The 17,578-nt window shown below is 57.1% G+C and carries 15 protein-coding genes; 8 read left to right on the top strand and 7 right to left on the bottom strand.

Translation table 11 applies throughout. The features are described from left to right. Positions 1–15 precede the first annotated feature (15 nt). Positions 16–3,813, top strand: a complete 3,798-nt coding sequence (gene yhdP, locus SOM40_RS20925) for an AsmA2 domain-containing protein YhdP (protein WP_320531063.1) — start codon at positions 16–18, stop codon at positions 3,811–3,813. Positions 3,814–3,899: 86 nt separating this feature from the next. After that, complete coding sequence (tldD, locus tag SOM40_RS20920; RefSeq protein ID WP_166184272.1) at positions 3,900–5,345, top strand: metalloprotease TldD; 1,446 nt, start codon at positions 3,900–3,902, stop codon at positions 5,343–5,345. A gap of 37 nt (positions 5,346–5,382) precedes the next feature. On the opposite strand, the gene aaeR is transcribed toward tldD, so the two are convergent. Then, positions 5,383–6,306, bottom strand: a complete 924-nt coding sequence (aaeR, locus tag SOM40_RS20915; RefSeq protein WP_106994867.1) for an HTH-type transcriptional activator AaeR — start codon at positions 6,304–6,306, stop codon at positions 5,383–5,385. Between the two features lie 177 nt (positions 6,307–6,483). Between aaeR and aaeX the strand changes: the two genes are divergently transcribed. The 5 genes from aaeX (at position 6,484) to SOM40_RS20890 (ending at position 11,460) form a co-directional block, all read left to right on the top strand. Next, positions 6,484–6,687, top strand: a complete 204-nt coding sequence (aaeX, locus tag SOM40_RS20910; protein WP_032614553.1) for a p-hydroxybenzoic acid efflux pump operon protein AaeX — start codon at positions 6,484–6,486, stop codon at positions 6,685–6,687. Positions 6,688–6,694: 7 nt separating this feature from the next. Further along, positions 6,695–7,627: a p-hydroxybenzoic acid efflux pump subunit AaeA gene (aaeA, locus tag SOM40_RS20905; protein WP_106994897.1), complete on the top strand. Its 933-nt coding sequence runs from the start codon at positions 6,695–6,697 to the stop codon at positions 7,625–7,627. Positions 7,628–7,632: 5 nt separating this feature from the next. Continuing rightward, positions 7,633–9,600, top strand: coding sequence for a p-hydroxybenzoic acid efflux pump subunit AaeB (gene aaeB / locus SOM40_RS20900; RefSeq protein WP_261644879.1), 1,968 nt, complete (start codon positions 7,633–7,635; stop codon positions 9,598–9,600). A gap of 87 nt (positions 9,601–9,687) precedes the next feature. Then, on the top strand, positions 9,688–11,142 hold the full coding sequence (locus SOM40_RS20895) for an NAD-dependent succinate-semialdehyde dehydrogenase (RefSeq protein ID WP_106994865.1): 1,455 nt from the start codon (positions 9,688–9,690) through the stop codon (positions 11,140–11,142). A 45-nt stretch (positions 11,143–11,187) separates the two neighbouring features. Then, positions 11,188–11,460 (top strand): barstar family protein, encoded by a 273-nt coding sequence (locus SOM40_RS20890; RefSeq protein WP_106994864.1) that lies wholly within the window; start codon positions 11,188–11,190, stop codon positions 11,458–11,460. Positions 11,461–11,518: 58 nt separating this feature from the next. On the opposite strand, the gene yhcN (SOM40_RS20885) is transcribed toward SOM40_RS20890, so the two are convergent. The 3 genes from yhcN (SOM40_RS20885) to argR all read right to left on the bottom strand — a co-directional run bounded on the left by yhcN (SOM40_RS20885) (position 11,519) and on the right by argR (position 13,009). Next, positions 11,519–11,785 carry a peroxide/acid stress response protein YhcN gene (gene yhcN / locus SOM40_RS20885; protein ID WP_106994863.1) on the bottom strand — a complete coding sequence of 89 codons (267 nt, stop codon included), beginning with the start codon at positions 11,783–11,785 and terminating at the stop codon, positions 11,519–11,521. A 113-nt stretch (positions 11,786–11,898) separates the two neighbouring features. Then, positions 11,899–12,162: a peroxide/acid stress response protein YhcN gene (yhcN, locus tag SOM40_RS20880; protein ID WP_106994862.1), complete on the bottom strand. Its 264-nt coding sequence runs from the start codon at positions 12,160–12,162 to the stop codon at positions 11,899–11,901. Positions 12,163–12,538: 376 nt separating this feature from the next. Then, positions 12,539–13,009: a transcriptional regulator ArgR gene (argR, locus tag SOM40_RS20875; protein WP_032614540.1), complete on the bottom strand. Its 471-nt coding sequence runs from the start codon at positions 13,007–13,009 to the stop codon at positions 12,539–12,541. A 404-nt stretch (positions 13,010–13,413) separates the two neighbouring features. Between argR and mdh the strand changes: the two genes are divergently transcribed. Beyond that, positions 13,414–14,352 carry a malate dehydrogenase gene (gene mdh / locus SOM40_RS20870; protein ID WP_320531064.1) on the top strand — a complete coding sequence of 313 codons (939 nt, stop codon included), beginning with the start codon at positions 13,414–13,416 and terminating at the stop codon, positions 14,350–14,352. Between the two features lie 68 nt (positions 14,353–14,420). Here mdh and degS read toward each other — a convergent pair whose 3' ends face one another. From degS to zapG, 3 genes are all read right to left on the bottom strand, one after another. Further along, on the bottom strand, positions 14,421–15,488 hold the full coding sequence (gene degS, locus SOM40_RS20865) for an outer membrane-stress sensor serine endopeptidase DegS (protein ID WP_106994860.1): 1,068 nt from the start codon (positions 15,486–15,488) through the stop codon (positions 14,421–14,423). Positions 15,489–15,576: 88 nt separating this feature from the next. After that, positions 15,577–16,941: a serine endoprotease DegQ gene (gene degQ / locus SOM40_RS20860; protein ID WP_106994859.1), complete on the bottom strand. Its 1,365-nt coding sequence runs from the start codon at positions 16,939–16,941 to the stop codon at positions 15,577–15,579. A 169-nt stretch (positions 16,942–17,110) separates the two neighbouring features. Continuing rightward, positions 17,111–17,509, bottom strand: a complete 399-nt coding sequence (gene zapG / locus SOM40_RS20855; protein ID WP_106994858.1) for a Z-ring associated protein ZapG — start codon at positions 17,507–17,509, stop codon at positions 17,111–17,113. Positions 17,510–17,578 lie beyond the last annotated feature (69 nt).

Raw genomic sequence — 17,578 nt, 5'->3', positions numbered from 1 at the left:
GACAAGGAGAGACGCGTGAGGCGATTGCCGGGGATTTTACTGCTTACAGGGGCAACGCTGATTGTGATTGTCGCGCTGCTCGTAAGCGGGCTGCGTCTCATATTGCCGCATCTGGATAGCTGGCGCCCTGAGCTGCTGGCAAAAATCGAATCCGCGACCGGCATGCCCGTCGCGGCCAGCCAGCTCAACGCGAGCTGGCAGAACTTCGGCCCGACCCTGGAAGTGCGCGATATCAATGCGCAGCTGAATGACGGCGGCCATCTGAAAATCAAGCGCGTGACCCTGGCCCTGGACGTGTGGCAGAGCCTGCTGCACCTGCGCTGGCAGTTTCGCGATCTCACCTTTTATCAGCTGCAATTTCTGACCAACACCCCGCTACGCAGCGACGACCAGGGCGAAGGCTTCGAAGCCAACCGCATCAGCGATCTGTTCCTGCGCCAGTTCGATCATTTCGATCTGCGCGACAGTGAGATCAGCTTTATTACCCTCTCCGGGCAGCGCGCCGAACTGGCGATCCCGCAGCTCACCTGGCTCAACGGCAAAGAGCGGCACCGTGCGGAAGGTCAGGTCAGCCTCTCCAGCCTGAACGGACAGCATGGCGTGATGCAGGTGCGGATGGATCTGCGCGACGACAATGGCCTGCTGAATAACGGCAAGTTGTGGATGCAGGCCGATGACGTTGACGTCAAACCCTGGCTGGGTGAATGGGTGCAACAGAACATGCAGCTGGAAACCGCGCGTTTCAGTATTGAAGGCTGGATGACCCTCACCAACGGCCAGTTCGCCAGTGGCGATATCTGGCTGAAACAGGGCGGCGCCAGCTGGCCGGGAAAGGCGCGTCAGCATCAGCTTTCGGTTGATAATCTCACCGCGCACGTCACCCGTGCGAAAGAGGGCTGGCAGTTTGCCATCCCGGATACCCGCATTACCATGGACGATAAGGCGTGGCCGCGTGGAGCCCTGGCCCTGGCCTGGATCCCGGCGCAGGACGTCGGCGGCGTCGACAGTAAACGCAGCGACGAGCTGCGTATTCGCGCCAGCAATCTGGAGTTGTCAGGCCTGGAAGGGCTGCGAACCATCGCGGCGAAGCTCTCCCCGGCGCTGGGCGACGTCTGGCAGGCCACCCAGCCGGTAGGGGCAATCAACACCCTGGCGCTGGATATTCCGTTGCAGGCGACAGAAAAGACCCGCTTCAACATCGCCTGGACCGATCTTGCCTGGAAGCAGTGGGAGCTGCTGCCGGGGGCAGAGCATTTCAGCGGCACGCTGCAGGGCAGCGTGGAAGATGGCCGCCTGGTGGCTAACATTCGCGATGCGAAAATGCCTTATGAAACCGTCTTCCGCGCCCCGCTGGAGGTGGAGAAAGGTACCGCCACCCTCCACTGGCTGAAGAACGAGAAAGGTTTCCAGCTCGACGGGCGTAACATCGACGTCAAAGCCAAAGCGGTACATGCCCGGGGGGATTTCCGCTATCTGCAGCCGGCGGGCGATGAGCCCTGGCTGGGGATACTGGCGGGCATCAGCACCGACGACGGGTCACAGGCCTGGCGCTATTTTCCTGAAAACCTGATGGGCAAAGCGCTGGTGGACTACCTGAGCGGCGCGATTCAGGGTGGGCAGGCCGATAACGCCACCCTGGTCTACGGCGGCAACCCGCACCTGTTCCCCTATAAGTACAACGAAGGCCAGTTCCAGGTTCTGGTGCCGTTACGCAATGCCACCTACGCCTTCCAGCCCGAGTGGCCGGCGCTGAAAAACCTCGATATTGAGCTTAACTTTATCAATGACGGGTTGTGGATGAAGACCGACGGCGTGGCGCTGGGCGGAGTGAAAGCCAGTAACCTGACGGCGGTGATCCCGGATTATTCGAAAGAAAAGCTGCTGATCGATGCCGATATCAACGGGCCCGGGAAAGCCGTTGGGCCGTACTTTGACGAGACGCCGCTGGATGACTCTCTGGGTGCCACGCTCCAGCAGCTCCAGCTGGATGGCGATGTGAATGCTCGCTTACATCTGGATATCCCGCTGGACGGCACCATGACCACCGCTGAAGGCGACGTCAGACTGAAAAATAACAGCCTGTTCATTAAGCCGCTGAACAGCACCATTAACAATCTCAGCGGGCAGTTCAGCTTCGTGAATGGCGATCTGAAAAGCGGGCCGCTGACCGCAAGCTGGTTTAATCAGCCGGTGAATATCGATTTCTCTACCACCGAGGGCGAGAAAGCCTATCAGGTTGGGATCAATCTGGATGCCAGCTGGCAGCCTTCGCGGATGGATGTATTGCCAAAAACCATCAGCCAGTCGCTGGAAGGCCGCCTGCCGTGGAAGGGTAAGGTGGCGATTGAGCTGCCCTATCGTGGCGATGCCCGGTATAAGGTGGATATCAGCGGCGATCTGAAGAACGTCAGCAGCGACCTGCCGTCGCCGCTGGAGAAGAGCGCGGGCGAGCCGCTGCCGGTGAAGCTGAACGTCGACGGGGATCTCAACAGCTTTACCCTGACGGGCAACGCTGGCGGCAAGAATCACTTTAACAGCCGCTGGCTGCTTAACCGCAAGCTGACGCTGGATCGCGCTATCTGGACCTCCGACAGCCGCACGCTGCCGCCGCTGCCGGAGCAGTCGGGCATCGAACTCAACCTGCCGCCGATGGATGGTGCTGAATGGCTAGCGCTGTTCCAGCGTGGTGTCGGGCAAAATGTGGATGATACGGCGCAATTCCCGCAGCACATCACGGTGCGTACTCCCGCCCTGGCGCTGGGTGGACAGCAGTGGAATAACCTGAGCATCGTCTCGCAGCCCACCCTGAACGGTTCAAAAGTCGAGGCGCAGGGGCGGGAGATCAATGCCACCCTGCTGATGCGCGACACTGCGCCATGGCAGGCGGAGATCCGCTACCTCTATTTCAATCCGGCGACCGCTACTGCCGGGAAAGGCAACGTCGCTTCGCCATTAGCCAGCACCACGCGGGTCAATTTCAGCGGCTGGCCTGATTTACAGCTGCGCTGTGCCGAGTGCTGGCTGTGGGGGCAGAAATATGGCCGTATCAACGGTGATTTCACCATTAAGGGCAACACCCTTACCCTGGCGGGCGGGCTGATTGATACCGGCTTCGGCCGCCTGACCGCCAACGGCGAGTGGGTGAACGGCGCCAACGAGCAGCGCACCTCTCTGAAAGGACAAATCAAAGGCAACAAGCTGGATGCGGCATCGAACTATTTCGGTGTGAGCACCCCGATTCGCGGTTCGTCGTTTGACCTCGACTACGATCTGCACTGGCGCGACCAGCCGTGGAAGCCTGATGAAGCCACATTGAACGGCATCCTCAAAACCCGTCTTGGCAGAGGTGAAATTGCCGATCTGAGCACCGGCCATGCGGGTCAGCTGCTGCGCCTGCTCAGCTTCGACGCCCTGCTGCGTAAGCTGCGCTTTGACTTCAGCGATACCTTTAACGAAGGCTTCTACTTCGATTCGATCCGCAGCACCGCGTGGATCAAAGACGGTGTCCTGCATACCGATGACACCCTGGTCGACGGGCTGGAAGCGGATATCGCCATGAAAGGCTCCGTCAATCTGGTGCGTCGCGAACTGGATATGGAAGCGGTGGTGGCACCGGAAATTTCCGCCACCGTTGGCGTGGCTGCGGCCTTCGCCGTGAACCCGATCGTCGGTGCGGCGGTGTTTGCCGCCAGTAAAGTGCTGGGGCCGCTGTGGAGCAAAGTCTCCATTCTGCGTTACCACATCACCGGCCCGGTGGATAAACCGCAGATTAATGAAGTGCTGCGTCAGCCACGCAAAGATGCACAGCAATGATTTGACGCGGGCAATTAATTGCCTCACTCTCAATAGATAAGATCTTAGATACGTCCTGTGGACGGCAACGAACGAGTAGCAAAACGATGAGTCTGAACCTGGTAAGTGAACATCTGCTGGCAGCGAACGGCCTGAGCCATCAGGACCTGTTTTCCATTCTTGGTCAACTGACCGAACGTCGTCTCGACTACGGCGATCTCTACTTTCAGTCGAGCTATCACGAATCCTGGGTTTTAGAAGACAGCATCATTAAAGATGGCTCATATAACATCGACCAGGGCGTCGGTGTCCGTGCAGTCAGCGGTGAGAAAACCGGTTTTGCCTATGCGGATCAGATTAGCCTGACTGCCCTGCAGCAGAGCGCGCAGGCGGCACGTACTATCGTGCGCGACAGCGGTGATGGTCGCGTTAAAACCCTGGGCGAAGTGCAGCACTCTGCGCTCTACACCAGCGTCGATCCGCTGCAAAGCATGAGCCGCGAAGAGAAGCTGGATATCCTGCGCCGGGTGGACAAAGTAGCCCGTGCGGAAGATAAGCGCGTGCAGGAAGTCTCTGCCAGCCTGAGCGGCGTGTATGAGCTGATTCTGGTGGCGGCAACCGACGGCACCCTGGCCGCCGACGTGCGTCCGCTGGTTCGTCTTTCCGTCAGCGTGCTGGTGGAAGAGGACGGCAAACGCGAGCGCGGCTCCAGCGGCGGCGGCGGTCGTTTTGGTTACGAATGGTTCCTCGGTCTGGAAGCGGGCGAAGTGCGCGCGGATGCCTGGGCGAAAGAGGCGGTGCGAATGGCGCTGGTCAACCTTTCTGCCGTGGCGGCGCCTGCGGGTACCCTGCCGGTAGTGCTGGGCGCAGGCTGGCCTGGCGTGCTGCTGCACGAAGCGGTGGGTCACGGTCTGGAAGGCGACTTCAACCGTCGTGGCACCTCGGTCTTCAGCGGCCATATGGGCGAGCTGGTGGCCTCTGAACTCTGCACCGTAGTCGATGACGGCACCATGTCCGATCGTCGTGGCTCGGTCTCTATCGACGATGAAGGAACGCCGGGTCAGTACAATGTGCTGATTGAGAACGGGATCCTGAAAGGCTACATGCAGGACAAACTGAATGCGCGCCTGATGGGCGTGGCCCCAACCGGCAACGGCCGTCGCGAATCCTACGCGCACCTGCCGATGCCGCGTATGACCAACACCTATATGCTGGCGGGTAAATCCACGCCGCAGGAGATCATCGAGTCGGTGGAGTACGGCATCTACGCGCCAAACTTCGGCGGCGGCCAGGTGGATATCACCTCCGGAAAATTTGTCTTCTCGACCTCAGAAGCCTATCTGATTGAGAAGGGCAAAGTGACCAAAGCGGTGAAAGGGGCGACCCTGATTGGCTCCGGCATCGAAGCGATGCAGCAGATCTCGATGGTCGGTAACGATCTGAAGCTGGATAACGGCGTTGGCGTCTGCGGTAAAGAGGGCCAGAGCCTGCCGGTGGGCGTCGGTCAGCCGACCCTGAAGGTGGATAACCTCACCGTCGGCGGTACCGCGTAATTTTCCTTCCGAAATTCCCTCTCCCTGTGGGAGAGGGTTATTCCTTCCTTCCCCGCATCTCCTGAAACAGCGCCGCCACCTGCACGAAATAATCCGTCAGATAGTTAATGCACACCTGCACCTTCAGCGGCAGTTTGTCCTTTTCGGTATAGACCGCATACACCGGGCGCGGATCCGACTGATAGCGCGGGAAGAGGATCTCCAGCTCGCCGCTGTTGATCTCATTGATCACCCACATCAGCGGGACGTAAGCGATCCCGGCCCCGGCCACCAGCCAGCGGGAGATGGTCATCGGATCGTTGGTGACAAAGCGGCCCTGCGGCAGCAGTTTTGTCGAAAGCCCTTCGGGGGCAATCAGCTCAAATTCATTGTCCGGGCGCACGCTGTACTCCAGCCAGGCGTGATTGCTGAGATCCGCCGGTTTCTCCGGGATCCCCGCTTTGGCGAGGTACTTTTTCGCCGCGCACACCACCATCGGCATACTGCCCAGGCGGCGGGAGAAGAGGCTGGAATCCTGCAAGGCCCCGACGCGGATCACCAGATCCAGTCCATCGGCAATCAGATCCGGGGCGGGAATGCCGGTGACCAGATTAACCGTCAGTCCCGGATACTCCTGCAACATCTCGGCGGTCATTCCCGCCAGGACATTTTGTGCCATAGTTGAAGAGCACCCGATACGCAGCGTGCCGATAGGGGTGTTGTTGAAAGCATAAAGCTGTTCGTGTACCGACTGGGCCTCATACAGCATCCGCCGACAGCCCTGATAGTAGATTTTGCCGGCTTCGGTCAGGCCCAGGCTGCGGGTGCTGCGGTTAAGCAGCTTCACCTGGAGGTCATCTTCCAGTTTGGCGACGGTCTGACTGATTGATGAGACGCTCATCTGTAGTTGCCTGGCTGCGGCGGTAAAGGAGCCCAGCTCAACGACTTTGGCAAAAACCGACATCCGTTTTAGACGTTCCATTATTCACTCTGGCTTAAAAGTGATTTAGATCACATATGATAGATAACAGCATAACAGTTACGCTAATATATTATTTATACATTATAGCTACGCCACTCTCGCCCGGCTTTTCTTGCCCCTTCTGCGGTGCCGTATGCTGAATAATTCTTTCGCCTGCTCGCTCTAATCAAGGTCAACATGAGTCTGTTTCCCGTTATCGTGGTGTTCGGATTATCGTTCCCCCCGATTTTCTTCGAACTGCTTTTATCACTGGCGATTTTTTGGCTGGTGCGAAAGGTGCTGGCTCCTACCGGGATCTATGATTTCGTCTGGCACCCTGCATTGTTCAATTCCGCGCTGTATTGCTGCCTGTTCTATCTGGTATCGCGACTGTTTGTTTGAGGTAGATGTGAAAACGCTAACAAGAAAAATCTCCCGTACCGCCATTACTCTGGCACTGGTTCTCCTCGCGTTCATCGCTATTTTTCGCGCGTGGGTTTACTACACCGAATCACCCTGGACGCGCGATGCACGCTTTAGCGCCGACATCGTCGCCATTGCCCCGGATGTCGCGGGGCTTATTACTGCCGTCAATGTGCATGATAACCAGCTGGTGAAAAAGGATCAGGTGCTGTTTACCGTTGATCAGCCGCGCTACCAGAAAGCGCTGGAAGAAGCGGAAGCCGATGTTGCCTACTACAAAGCACTGGCTGCGGAAAAACGCCGCGAGGCAGGGCGCCGTAATCAGCTCGGCGTGCAGGCGATGTCCCGCGAGGAGATCGACCAGTCTAACAACGTGCTGCAAACCGTGCTGCATCAGATGGCGAAGGCCGAGGCCACGCGGGATCTGGCAAAGCTCGATCTTGAGCGTACCGTGATCCGCGCCCCGTCCGACGGCTGGGTGACTAACCTCAACGTCTATACCGGCGAGTTTATTACCCGCGGCTCTACCGCCGTGGCGCTGGTCAAACAGCACTCCTTCTATGTGCTCGCCTATATGGAAGAGACCAAGCTGGAAAACGTCCGTCCTGGCTATCGGGTAGAAATCACCCCCCTGGGCAGCAACCGTGTCCTGAAAGGAACGGTCGACAGCGTGGCGGCAGGGGTGACCAACTCCAGCGCCACCCGCGACAGCAAAGGGATGGCGACCGTTGACTCCAATCTGGAGTGGGTGCGTCTGGCCCAGCGCGTGCCGGTGCGTATTCGACTCGACGATCAGCAGGGCAACCTGTGGCCGGCGGGTACCACCGCCACCGTCGTCATCACCGGCGAGAAAGACCGTGACGCCCGCGATGATTCGTTGTTCCGCAAAATTGCCCATCGCTTGCGCGAGTTCGGTTAATCGCCATGGGCATCTTCTCCATCGCCAACCAGCACCTGCGCTTCGCGGTTAAGCTGGCCTTCGCCATCGTGCTGGCGCTGTTCATCGGCTTTCACTTTCAGCTGGAAACCCCCCGCTGGGCGGTACTGACGGCAGCGATTGTTGCGGCAGGCCCGGCGTTTGCGGCGGGGGGGGAACCTTACTCCGGCGCCATCCGCTACCGTGGGATGCTGCGTATTGTCGGCACCTTTATCGGCTGTATCGCTGCCCTGACCATCGTCATCCTGATGATCCGTACCCCGCTGCTGATGCTGATGGTGTGCTGTATCTGGGCCGGTTTTTGCACCTGGATCTCCTCCCTGGTGCGGGTGGAAAACTCCTACGCCTGGGGGCTCTCCGGCTATACCGCCCTGATCATTATCATCACCATCGAGACCAATCCGCTGTTGACGCCGCAGTTTGCCGTGGAGCGCTGCAGTGAGATTGTGATGGGGATTGTCTGTGCGATCGTGGCGGATCTCTTGTTCTCTCCCCGCTCGATTAAGCAGGAGGTCGATCGCGAGCTGGACGCGCTGATCGTTGCCCAGTACCAGCTGATGCAGCTGTGCATTAAGCATGGCGACAGTGAAGAGGTCGATAACGCCTGGAGTGCGCTGGTGCGTCGTACCACCGCTCTGGAAGGGATGCGCAGCAACCTCAATATGGAGTCGTCGCGCTGGTCACGGGCAAACCGCCGCCTGAAGGCGCTGAATACCGTCTCCTTAACGCTGATCACCCAGGCCTGTGAAACCTATCTGATCCAGAATACCCGCCCCGAGGCGATCACTGAGACCTTCCGGGAACAGTTTGCCGTCCCCGTCGAGACGGTCCAGGATGTGCATAAACAGCTCAAACGCATGCGGCGAGTCATCGCCTGGACCGGCGAACGTGACACCCCGGTCACTATCTATACCTGGGTTGGCGCGGCGACGCGCTACCTGCTGCTCAAACGTGGGGTGATCGGCAATACCAAAATCAGCGCCACCGAAGAGGAAGTCCTGCAGGGCGAGGTGGTGGTCAAAGCCGAGTCGGCGGAACGTCACCACGCGATGGTCAACTTCTGGCGCACCACGCTTGCCTGCATGCTCGGGACGCTGTTCTGGCTGTGGACCGGCTGGACCTCCGGCAGCGGTGCGATGGTGATGATCGCCGTGGTCACCTCGCTGGCGATGCGTCTGCCCAATCCGCGGATGGTGGCGCTCGATTTTCTGTACGGCACCCTGGCAGCGCTCCCGCTGGGCGCCTTCTATTTCCTGGTGGTTCTGCCCTCGACCCAGCAAAGTATGCTGCTGCTCTGTATCAGCCTTGCGGTGATGGCTTTCTTTATTGGTATAGAAGTGCAGAAGCGCCGCCTGGGCTCGCTCGGGGCGCTGGCCAGTACCATCAATATTCTGGTGCTGGATAACCCGATGACGTTCCACTTCAGCCAGTTCCTCGACAGCGCGCTGGGGCAGATTGTTGGTTGTTTCCTCGCGATGATGGTCATTCTGCTGGTACGTGATAACTCCCAGGCCCGTACCGGGCGCGTGCTGCTGAACCAGTTTGTCTCCGCGGCCGTTTCAGCGATGACCACCAATACCGCCCGGCGCAAGGAGAACCATCTCCCCGCGCTCTATCAGCAGCTGTTTTTACTGCTGAACAAATTCCCGGGCGATATCGCGAAATTCCGGCTGGCTCTGACCTTGATCATCGCTCACCAGCGTCTGCGCAACGCACCGGTACCGATCAATGACGATCTCTCTGCGTTCCATCGCCAGCTGCGACGCACTGCCGATCACGTCATGTCGGCCTCCAGCGACGATAAGCGGCGACGCTACTTTGCCCAGCTGCTGGCGGAGCTGGACATCTATCAGGAAAAACTGCGCATCTGGGAGGCACCGCGACAGGTGACCGAACCGGTGCAGCGGCTGGTGGGGATGTTGCATCGATACCAGAATGCCCTGACCGACAGCTGATCCTCCTGAAAACCGACGCCGTAAGCGTCGGTTTTTTTGTGACTATACTTATTCGGGCAAGTACTTAAACCCCGAATGGGAGGATACATGACTACCCAGGCTCTTCAGGACAGTGCGCTATTTCAGACAGGATATTTGGTCGATGGCGTATGGAAAACGCTCGATACCACATTCGATGTCGTTAACCCGGCCACTGGTGAGGTGATTGCCAGCGTGGCCAAAGCGGGCACCAAAGAGACCGAAGAGGCTATCGCCGCCGCGAGCCGTGCTTTCCCGGCGTGGCGTGCCAGAACCGCAAAAGAACGCTCGGCCATCCTCTATCGCTGGTATGAACTCATCATTGAGAACAAGCAGTGGCTTGGACAACTGATGACCACCGAGCAGGGTAAACCGCTGAAAGAGGCGGAGGGCGAGGTCGAGTATGCGGCCAGCTTTATTCAGTGGTTCGCCGAGCAGGCCAAACGCGCCAACGGTGAAATCATTCCCCCTGTGAAACCCGGCTCCCGCATTCTGGCCACCCGCGAACCCATTGGTGTGGTGGCAGCAATCACACCGTGGAATTTCCCGATGGCGATGCTGACCCGTAAACTCGGCCCGGCACTGGCCGCAGGCTGTACCGGGGTGATCAAGCCAGCTAACAATACGCCGCTCAGCGCCTTTGCCCTGCTGACCCTGGCCAAAAAAGCAGGCGTCCCGGATGGCGTACTCAACGCGGTGGCGGGCAGTACCTCCGAGATCAGCGATGCGATCATGGCCAGTCATGAGGTGCGCAAAATCTCTTTTACCGGCTCGACGGCGGTCGGCAAAACGCTGGTACGCAATGCCGCCGAGACCATGAAAAAAGTTTCGATGGAGCTGGGCGGGAACGCGCCTTATATCGTCTTTGACGATGCCGATATCGATGCCGCTGTGAAGGGCGCCATCGCCAATAAATTCCGCAATGCCGGCCAGGTCTGCGTCAGCGTCAACCGTTTCTATATTCAGGAGTCGGTATATGACGCCTTTGTCAGCCAGCTCGCCGCCGCCGTAAACGACTTAAAAGTAGGGAACGGCCTGGAGGAGGGCACCGTAGTCGGGCCACTGATTGAACCTGCCGCCGTGGACAAAGTGCGCGAGCATGTCGAGGACGCGGTCGCCAAAGGGGCGACGGTACTGGCAGGCGGCAAGGCGCACGAGCTGGGCGGCAACTTCTGGCAGCCAACGGTGTTGGGCGATTGTCATGAAGGCATGATGCTCGCCAGCGAAGAGACCTTTGGGCCCGTTGCGGCCTGCTTCCGTTTTACCTCCGAAGAGGAGGTGATTCAGCGCGCCAATAATACGCCGTTTGGTCTGGCCGCCTATTTCTACACTCAGAATCTGCAGCGGGTATTCCGCGTCTCACAGGCTATTGAGAGTGGGATGATCGGGGTTAACGAATGTGCGGTCTCCACCGAACTGGGTCCGTTTGGCGGGGTAAAAGAGTCAGGGCTGGGCCGTGAAGGGTCAGTATTGGGACTGGAGGAGTTCCTGGAAGTGAAAACCCTGCATATCGGGGGATTATAATCGACAGGGCGGCGGCAGCCGCCCGCCTGGACGGGGTGGCTGGAAATGAATATCTATACGTTTGATTTTGATGAAATCGACAGTCAGGAAGACTTTTATCGTGAATTTTCACGAACCTTTGGCATAAGACGGGAGAGCGTGACGGACCTGGATTCTCTGTGGGAGATTGTCACCGGTAACCAGTTGCCGCTGCCGCTTGAAATCGAGTTTACCCATTTACCGGAAAAACTGCGCAGGCGCTTCGGGGCGTTGATCCTACTGTTTGATGAGGCGGAAGAGGAGCTGGAAGGTCAGATTCGCTTTAACGTTCGTCCGTAAAAGGCAAAAAAAAGCCCCTGCGAGGCAGGGGCAAGTCGTAGTTCAATACGACGAGGGTTTATTTGTACAGCTCGGCCGTGGCATGCCAGTGGTCGCCTGTATTCATCTCGGTAATGCGATAGCTGCTGGCGCCCGCTTTTTCAGCTTTTGCGGCCAGGGCCTGACGGATATCCATTGGAGAACCGGCAACTTCAGTCACGCCTACGCTACCCATTGATTGCAGGTTTTGTGCTTGCTCCGCGGTAACCTGATGCACAGCTGCGCTGGCACCGAATGAGAGAACGGAAGCTAAACCAAGGGTGGCGATGATTAATTTAGTGTTCATAGTCTTTACTCCTTACAGGGCACGTTCAACGGCAAGAAGGGTTGTGCTGCTATTTTTATGCCTGGTGTCGTTGAACTGAGATAACGGATAGTTCGGGTTATGCGCAGTACGTCTTATTTGTACAGCTCAGCAGTAGCATGCCAGTGGTCACCGGTACGCGCTTCGATCACGCGGTAGGAGGAGGCACCCTGTTCCTGCGCTTTTTTGTTCAGCATCTGGTTCATGTCCATCGGAGAAGTACCGATTGCACCAACAGAAACAGTACCGATAGATTCGCGGGACTGGGCCTGATCGGCATTAATTGAATCGGCGGCAAAGGCACCGAAAGACAGGACAGACAGAACGCTTAGAGTGGCTACGGTTGTTTTGATTTTCATGATTCTTTTCCTCGTCATATTCTTTACTGGGGTCTTCGTTTCGTGACCCTCATCACAAAATCAAGTATACACTAATAACGGCAAAAATTAATACCATGCTAATTGTTTCTCGTGAAATTACGTATTAAGCAGACGATGTTTTATAACTGAAGAGAATAAAAAAGCGGGAGTCAGACGCGTGCCAGAGGCTTATTTTTAGCAAAATCAGGTGGATAGGAGAATTTGATTATTCGTGCGGTCGTGAAAGTATCATCCACTATATGAATGAATTGAAGTGGAAAAACGCACTATTTGTTAAATCGCAGATAACAGATTGTAAGGCAAAACGAGGCGGGAGCCGAAGATTCCCCGCTGCGCCAGGCAGCAGGGAAGAAGATCAGAGTTCCTGTTCGAACAGCACCAGAATGGCTTCGTAGAGGTCTTTCACCGAGAAACCATTAGCCGGGGTGGTGAAGATGGTATCGTCGCCGGCGATGGTGCCGAGAATACCTTCTGCTTTGCCGAGCGAGTCGAGCAGACGCGCAATCAACTGGGCAGCGCCCGGGCTGGTGTGGATCACCACCACCGCATCGTTATAGTCGATATCCAGCACCAGATTCTTCAGCGGGCTCGAGGTGGTCGGTACGCCCAGTTCAGCAGGCAGACAGTAAACCATCTCCATTTTGGCGTTGCGGGTACGTACCGCGCCAAATTTGGTTAACATGCGGGAGACTTTCGACTGGTTGATATTTTCGAAGCCTTCTTCCTGTAAGGCCTGAACGATCTCACCCTGAGAACTAAACTTTTCTTCTTTAAGCAGCGCTTTGAACGCCTTAACCAATTCTTCTTGTTTAGAAGAGATTCGCATAAATCACCCGAAATATAGCGGTAGAAACAACATTATTATGCACATGGATGAATTTTTATGCAAACTATCTGCCCAATCTTAGGCTGAAATAATGTTATGAAAGGGAGTGATTTTATCAAATTTCGTTATCAAGGAACATGCCTGCGTCACGCCTCGCAAATAAGCTTAAAAGTAAATTAAATGTTATCAAATTGATGTTGTTTTGGTGGATGGCGAGGGTGTATTGTAACCCCCTCTTGATTCGTTGCTTAGTTATCGCATAACGCCTGATAGCCTTCCGGCAGAAGCGAAAAGCGCGTGACCGCTAATTCTCAAACCATGAAGATTGTAATTATTGATCTGCTGAATTAAGGTCGCCGCGACGGAGTAACAGAAAGTTAGCTCACCATAATAAGGAGTTTAGGATGAAAGTCGCAGTCCTCGGCGCTGCTGGCGGTATCGGCCAGGCGCTTGCCCTACTACTGAAAACTCAGCTGCCTGCAGGCTCAGAACTCTCTCTGTACGACATTGCCCCGGTAACCCCTGGTGTGGCGGTTGACCTGAGCCACATCCCAACGGCTGTCAAAATCAAAGGCTTCTCCGGTGAAGATGCGCGCCCGGCGCTCGAAGGCGCAGACGTTGTGCTGATCTCCGCAGGCGTGGCGCGTAAGCCAGGCATGGATCGTTCCGATCTGTTCAACGTGAATGCCGGTATCGTTAAGAACCTGATTCAGCAGGTCGCGACAACCTGTCCGAAAGCCTGCATCGGGATCATCACTAACCCGGTTAACACCACTGTTGCTATCGCAGCAGAAGTGCTGAAAAAAGCGGGCGTGTATGACAAGAACAAACTGTTTGGCGTGACCACGCTGGACATCATCCGCTCCAACACCTTTGTAGCGGAACTGAAAGGCAAGCAGCCAACCGAGCTGGAAGTGCCGGTTATCGGCGGCCACTCTGGCGTGACCATTCTGCCACTGCTGTCCCAGATCCCAGGCGTCAGCTTCACCGAGCAGGAAGTGGCTGACCTGACCAAACGTATCCAGAACGCTGGCACCGAAGTGGTGGAAGCGAAGGCGGGTGGCGGCTCTGCAACCCTCTCTATGGGTCAGGCGGCAGCACGTTTCGGTCTCTCTCTGGTGCGCGCCCTGCAGGGCGAGCAAGGCGTGATCGAATGTGCGTACGTTGAAGGCGACGGCGAGCATGCACGCTTCTTCTCTCAGCCGCTGCTGCTGGGCAAAAACGGTATTGAAGAGCGTAAATCTATCGGCACCCTGAGCGCGTTCGAGCAGCAGGCAATGGCCGGCATGCTGGATACCCTGAAGAACGATATCGTTCTGGGCGAAGAGTTCGTTAACAAGTAAGCGACGCACTTCCCGTCAGGGCAATAAAAAACCGGAGCACTGACTCCGGTTTTTTTATGTCTGCTGACTTAGTTGGTGGCCGGGTATTCCTGAATGGTCACCTGCAGGGTCAGCTTCTTATCATCCCGCATCACTTCCACCGGAATGATGGAGCCAGGCCTGATCTCAGCCACCTGATCCATGGTCTCGAGGGCCGACAACGCCGGTTTACCGTTCACCGAGACGATAACGTCGTTAACCTTGATGCCAGCTTCCGCCGCCGGGCCGCCGGGAGTGACTTCGTTAACCACAATCCCCTGGATCTGATCGATGCCGCCACCCTGGGTATGCAGCGGAGCAATCTCACGTCCGCCAATGCCAATGTAGCCACGGATCACCCGTCCGTCTCGAATGAGCTTATCCATAATCTTGTTGGCCAGCTGGAACGGGATGGCGAAGCCAATGCCTTCGGGCGTTTCCCCGTCGTTGCTCTTATCAAACGAGAGGGTATTGATGCCCATCAGCTCGCCCAGCGAGTTCACCAGCGCGCCGCCGGAGTTGCCGTGGTTGATGGAGGCGTCCGTCTGCAGGAAGTTCTGCCGCCCGGAGGGGTTCAGGCCGATCCGCCCCGTCGCGCTGATAATCCCCTGGGTGATGGTCTGCCCAAGGTTGTAGGGGTTACCGATCGCCAGCACCACGTCACCGATATGCGGGGTACGTTTACGGTTGATAGGGATGATGGGCAGGCCGCCCGTGGCATTAATTTTGAGGACCGCCAGATCCGTCAGGCTGTCAGAACCCACCAGCAGGGCCTCAAAGACGCGACCGTCCTGCAGCGCAACGATGATCTGATCGGCATCGTTGATCACATGTTTGTTGGTAATGATGTAGCCGCGTTCATCCATGATCACCCCGGAGCCCAGGGTACGGATCTCCAGCTGATTATGGCTGGTGCTGTTCAGGCCGCGGTTATAGACGTTAACCACCGCAGGCGCGGCGCGGCGTACTGCCTGATTGTAACTGGCAGGTGTTTCATCTGCGCTGTCAAATTGCGGCGCAGCCAGCTGATTAAACTGACGTAAAGAGGGCATCGCGACCAGTAACAGGCCACCTACAACCAGGCCGATGGCGACCGAACGAATGAGCTTTAAAACCATGATACGGGCGTCGTTAAGGGAAGATCGCAAGCAGCATAGCATGACTTATCCGGACATCACACGTGGCGATGTCCGGACGCGTACAGGCTTAACGCAGCAAAATATAGAGTGTATCGTTACCGCGCACGATCTGCAGGGCGATAACGGTCGGTTTGCCTTCCAGCACTTTGCGCATTTCGGCGATGGACTGCACACGAACGCGGTTCACCCCGATGATCACGTCATTCTCATGCAGACCGGCCTGGGCGGCAGGGCTGCTCTTCTCGACGCTGTCGAGGGTGATGCCTTTAGTGCCGTCTTTCAACTGCCCGTCACTTAAGGTCGCCCCTTGCAGCGCCGGGGCAATCATCTCTGCGCTGGCGGATGATGAGGTGCTTTTATCCAGCGTGACCTGCAGATCCAGCGGCTTGCCGTCACGCAGAATGCCGAGCTTAACCGTGGCACCCGGCTCCGTGGTAGCAATGCGCGAACGCAGTTCGGCAAAGCTGCTTAACGGTTTGTCATTCAGGCTGACGATCACGTCCCCGGATTTGACGCCCGCTTTTGCCGAGCCGGAATTCGGTAACACTTCGCTGACGAAGGCGCCGCGCTGCACGTTCAGGTTGAACGCTTTGGCAATATCCGCGCTCATTTCCGTGCCTTTGATGCCCAGCAGCCCACGTTTGACTTCGCCAAACTCAATCAGCTGCTGTGCCAGGGTGCGGGCCATATTGCTGGGGATGGCAAAACCGATCCCGACGCTGCCGCCGCCAGGCGCCAGAATGGCGGTGTTAATGCCGATCAGCTCCCCGTTCAGGTTCAGCAGGGCGCCGCCGGAGTTACCGCGGTTAATGGAGGCGTCAGTCTGGATAAAGTTTTCCAGCCCTTCGAGGTTCAGGCCACTGCGACCCAGGGCAGAAACGATGCCGGAGGTGGCCGTCTGGCCGAGGCCGAAGGGGTTACCGACCGCGACGGCGAAATCCCCGACGCGTAACTTATCGGAATCCGCGATGGCGATCTGCGTCAGGCCGGTTGGGTTCTGTAACTGCAGCAGGGCGATATCACTCTGATCGTCCCCGCCAATCAGTTTGGCCTCGAACTCGCGACCATCGTTCATCTGGACGCTGATTTTATCGGCATGGCTGATAACGTGGTTATTGGTCAGGACATAGCCTTTCGCGGCATCGATCACCACGCCGGAGCCGAGACCCTCAAAAGGCTGGGCCTGGTCAGGGGCCTCATCGCCAAAATACTTTTTCAGCTCCTCCGGGATGCGCTGACTTTGCACAGCGGTGCCTTCAACCTGCACGCTGACGACAGCAGGCAGGACTTTTTCCAGCATCGGGGCAAGGCTCGGGAGCGCCGCCTGGCCCGGCACCTGCGAGGGGATTGCGGCCGCCGCCGGATATGATGCCGACAGCGATAATCCGATACTCAATGCTAACGCGCTCAACAGCTGATTTTTTTTGTTCATTTATGCTGGCTCTCGCAACCTGGAATGGAGGAATAACGGCCCAAAACAGTCTGATGTTATTGAATTTTAAAACGCTGGACAATGAGGTGTTTGACTAAATAATAGCTGGGGTCGGGAAGAAAGGACGGGCGCAAGGGCTGCGCCCGTAAAATTTATTTGTGATGTGCGATTAATCGCGCTTTGCGCCACCGCGCAGCAGGCCGGATGCACCTTCGGAGTAGTCACGTGGCATCTGTACGGGCGCCTGATCGTTACCGGCTTCGGACTCCGCCAGACGGTTGCGGAACGGATTGTTCTCCGCGCTCATCTCCGGCAGCAGGCTGCTGGAGCTTTTCGCCATGTGCTGATAAAGCTTGCGGTAATCATGGGCCATGTTGTCCAGCAGCTCGGCGCTCTGGGCAAAGTGGCTTACCAGCTCTTCGCGATACTCATCCAGCTCAGCTTTGTTCTTTTCCAGTTCGTACTGTAACGCCTGTTGCTGGCGCAATTTACGATTTCCAAAACGCATGGCCACGGCGCCAATAGCGATGCCGACGACTAAACCAATTAGCGCATATTCCCAGGTCATGAACTTCTCCCGTTGTCTTGTGATTCCGTAGGGTGTTGGCTCGGCTTCATGCCTGTGCCTGATTATGCC

It is taken from the genome of Leclercia sp. CFBP8987 (assembly GCF_034044995.2).
Classification (GTDB): domain Bacteria; phylum Pseudomonadota; class Gammaproteobacteria; order Enterobacterales; family Enterobacteriaceae; genus Enterobacter; species Enterobacter tamurae.
This window is presented reverse-complemented; position numbering and strand designations above follow the sequence as displayed.

Bases quoted from the DNA above. Each gene is read 5' to 3' on its own strand.
- SOM40_RS20890 (WP_106994864.1), top strand. From the start codon at position 11,188: ATGAATATCTATACGTTTGATTTTGATGAAATCGACAGTCAGGAAGAC.
- degQ (WP_106994859.1), bottom strand. From the start codon at position 16,941: ATGAACAAAAAAAATCAGCTGTTGAGCGCGTTAGCATTGAGTATCGGA.
- yhcN (WP_106994862.1), bottom strand. From the start codon at position 12,162: ATGAAAATCAAAACAACCGTAGCCACTCTAAGCGTTCTGTCTGTCCTG.
- yhcN (WP_106994863.1), bottom strand. From the start codon at position 11,785: ATGAACACTAAATTAATCATCGCCACCCTTGGTTTAGCTTCCGTTCTC.
- argR (WP_032614540.1), bottom strand. From the start codon at position 13,009: ATGCGAATCTCTTCTAAACAAGAAGAATTGGTTAAGGCGTTCAAAGCG.
- aaeR (WP_106994867.1), bottom strand. From the start codon at position 6,306: ATGGAACGTCTAAAACGGATGTCGGTTTTTGCCAAAGTCGTTGAGCTG.
- tldD (WP_166184272.1), top strand. From the start codon at position 3,900: ATGAGTCTGAACCTGGTAAGTGAACATCTGCTGGCAGCGAACGGCCTG.
- aaeX (WP_032614553.1), top strand. From the start codon at position 6,484: ATGAGTCTGTTTCCCGTTATCGTGGTGTTCGGATTATCGTTCCCCCCG.
- mdh (WP_320531064.1), top strand. From the start codon at position 13,414: ATGAAAGTCGCAGTCCTCGGCGCTGCTGGCGGTATCGGCCAGGCGCTT.
- zapG (WP_106994858.1), bottom strand. From the start codon at position 17,509: ATGACCTGGGAATATGCGCTAATTGGTTTAGTCGTCGGCATCGCTATT.
- SOM40_RS20895 (WP_106994865.1), top strand. From the start codon at position 9,688: ATGACTACCCAGGCTCTTCAGGACAGTGCGCTATTTCAGACAGGATAT.
- degS (WP_106994860.1), bottom strand. From the start codon at position 15,488: ATGGTTTTAAAGCTCATTCGTTCGGTCGCCATCGGCCTGGTTGTAGGT.
- aaeB (WP_261644879.1), top strand. From the start codon at position 7,633: ATGGGCATCTTCTCCATCGCCAACCAGCACCTGCGCTTCGCGGTTAAG.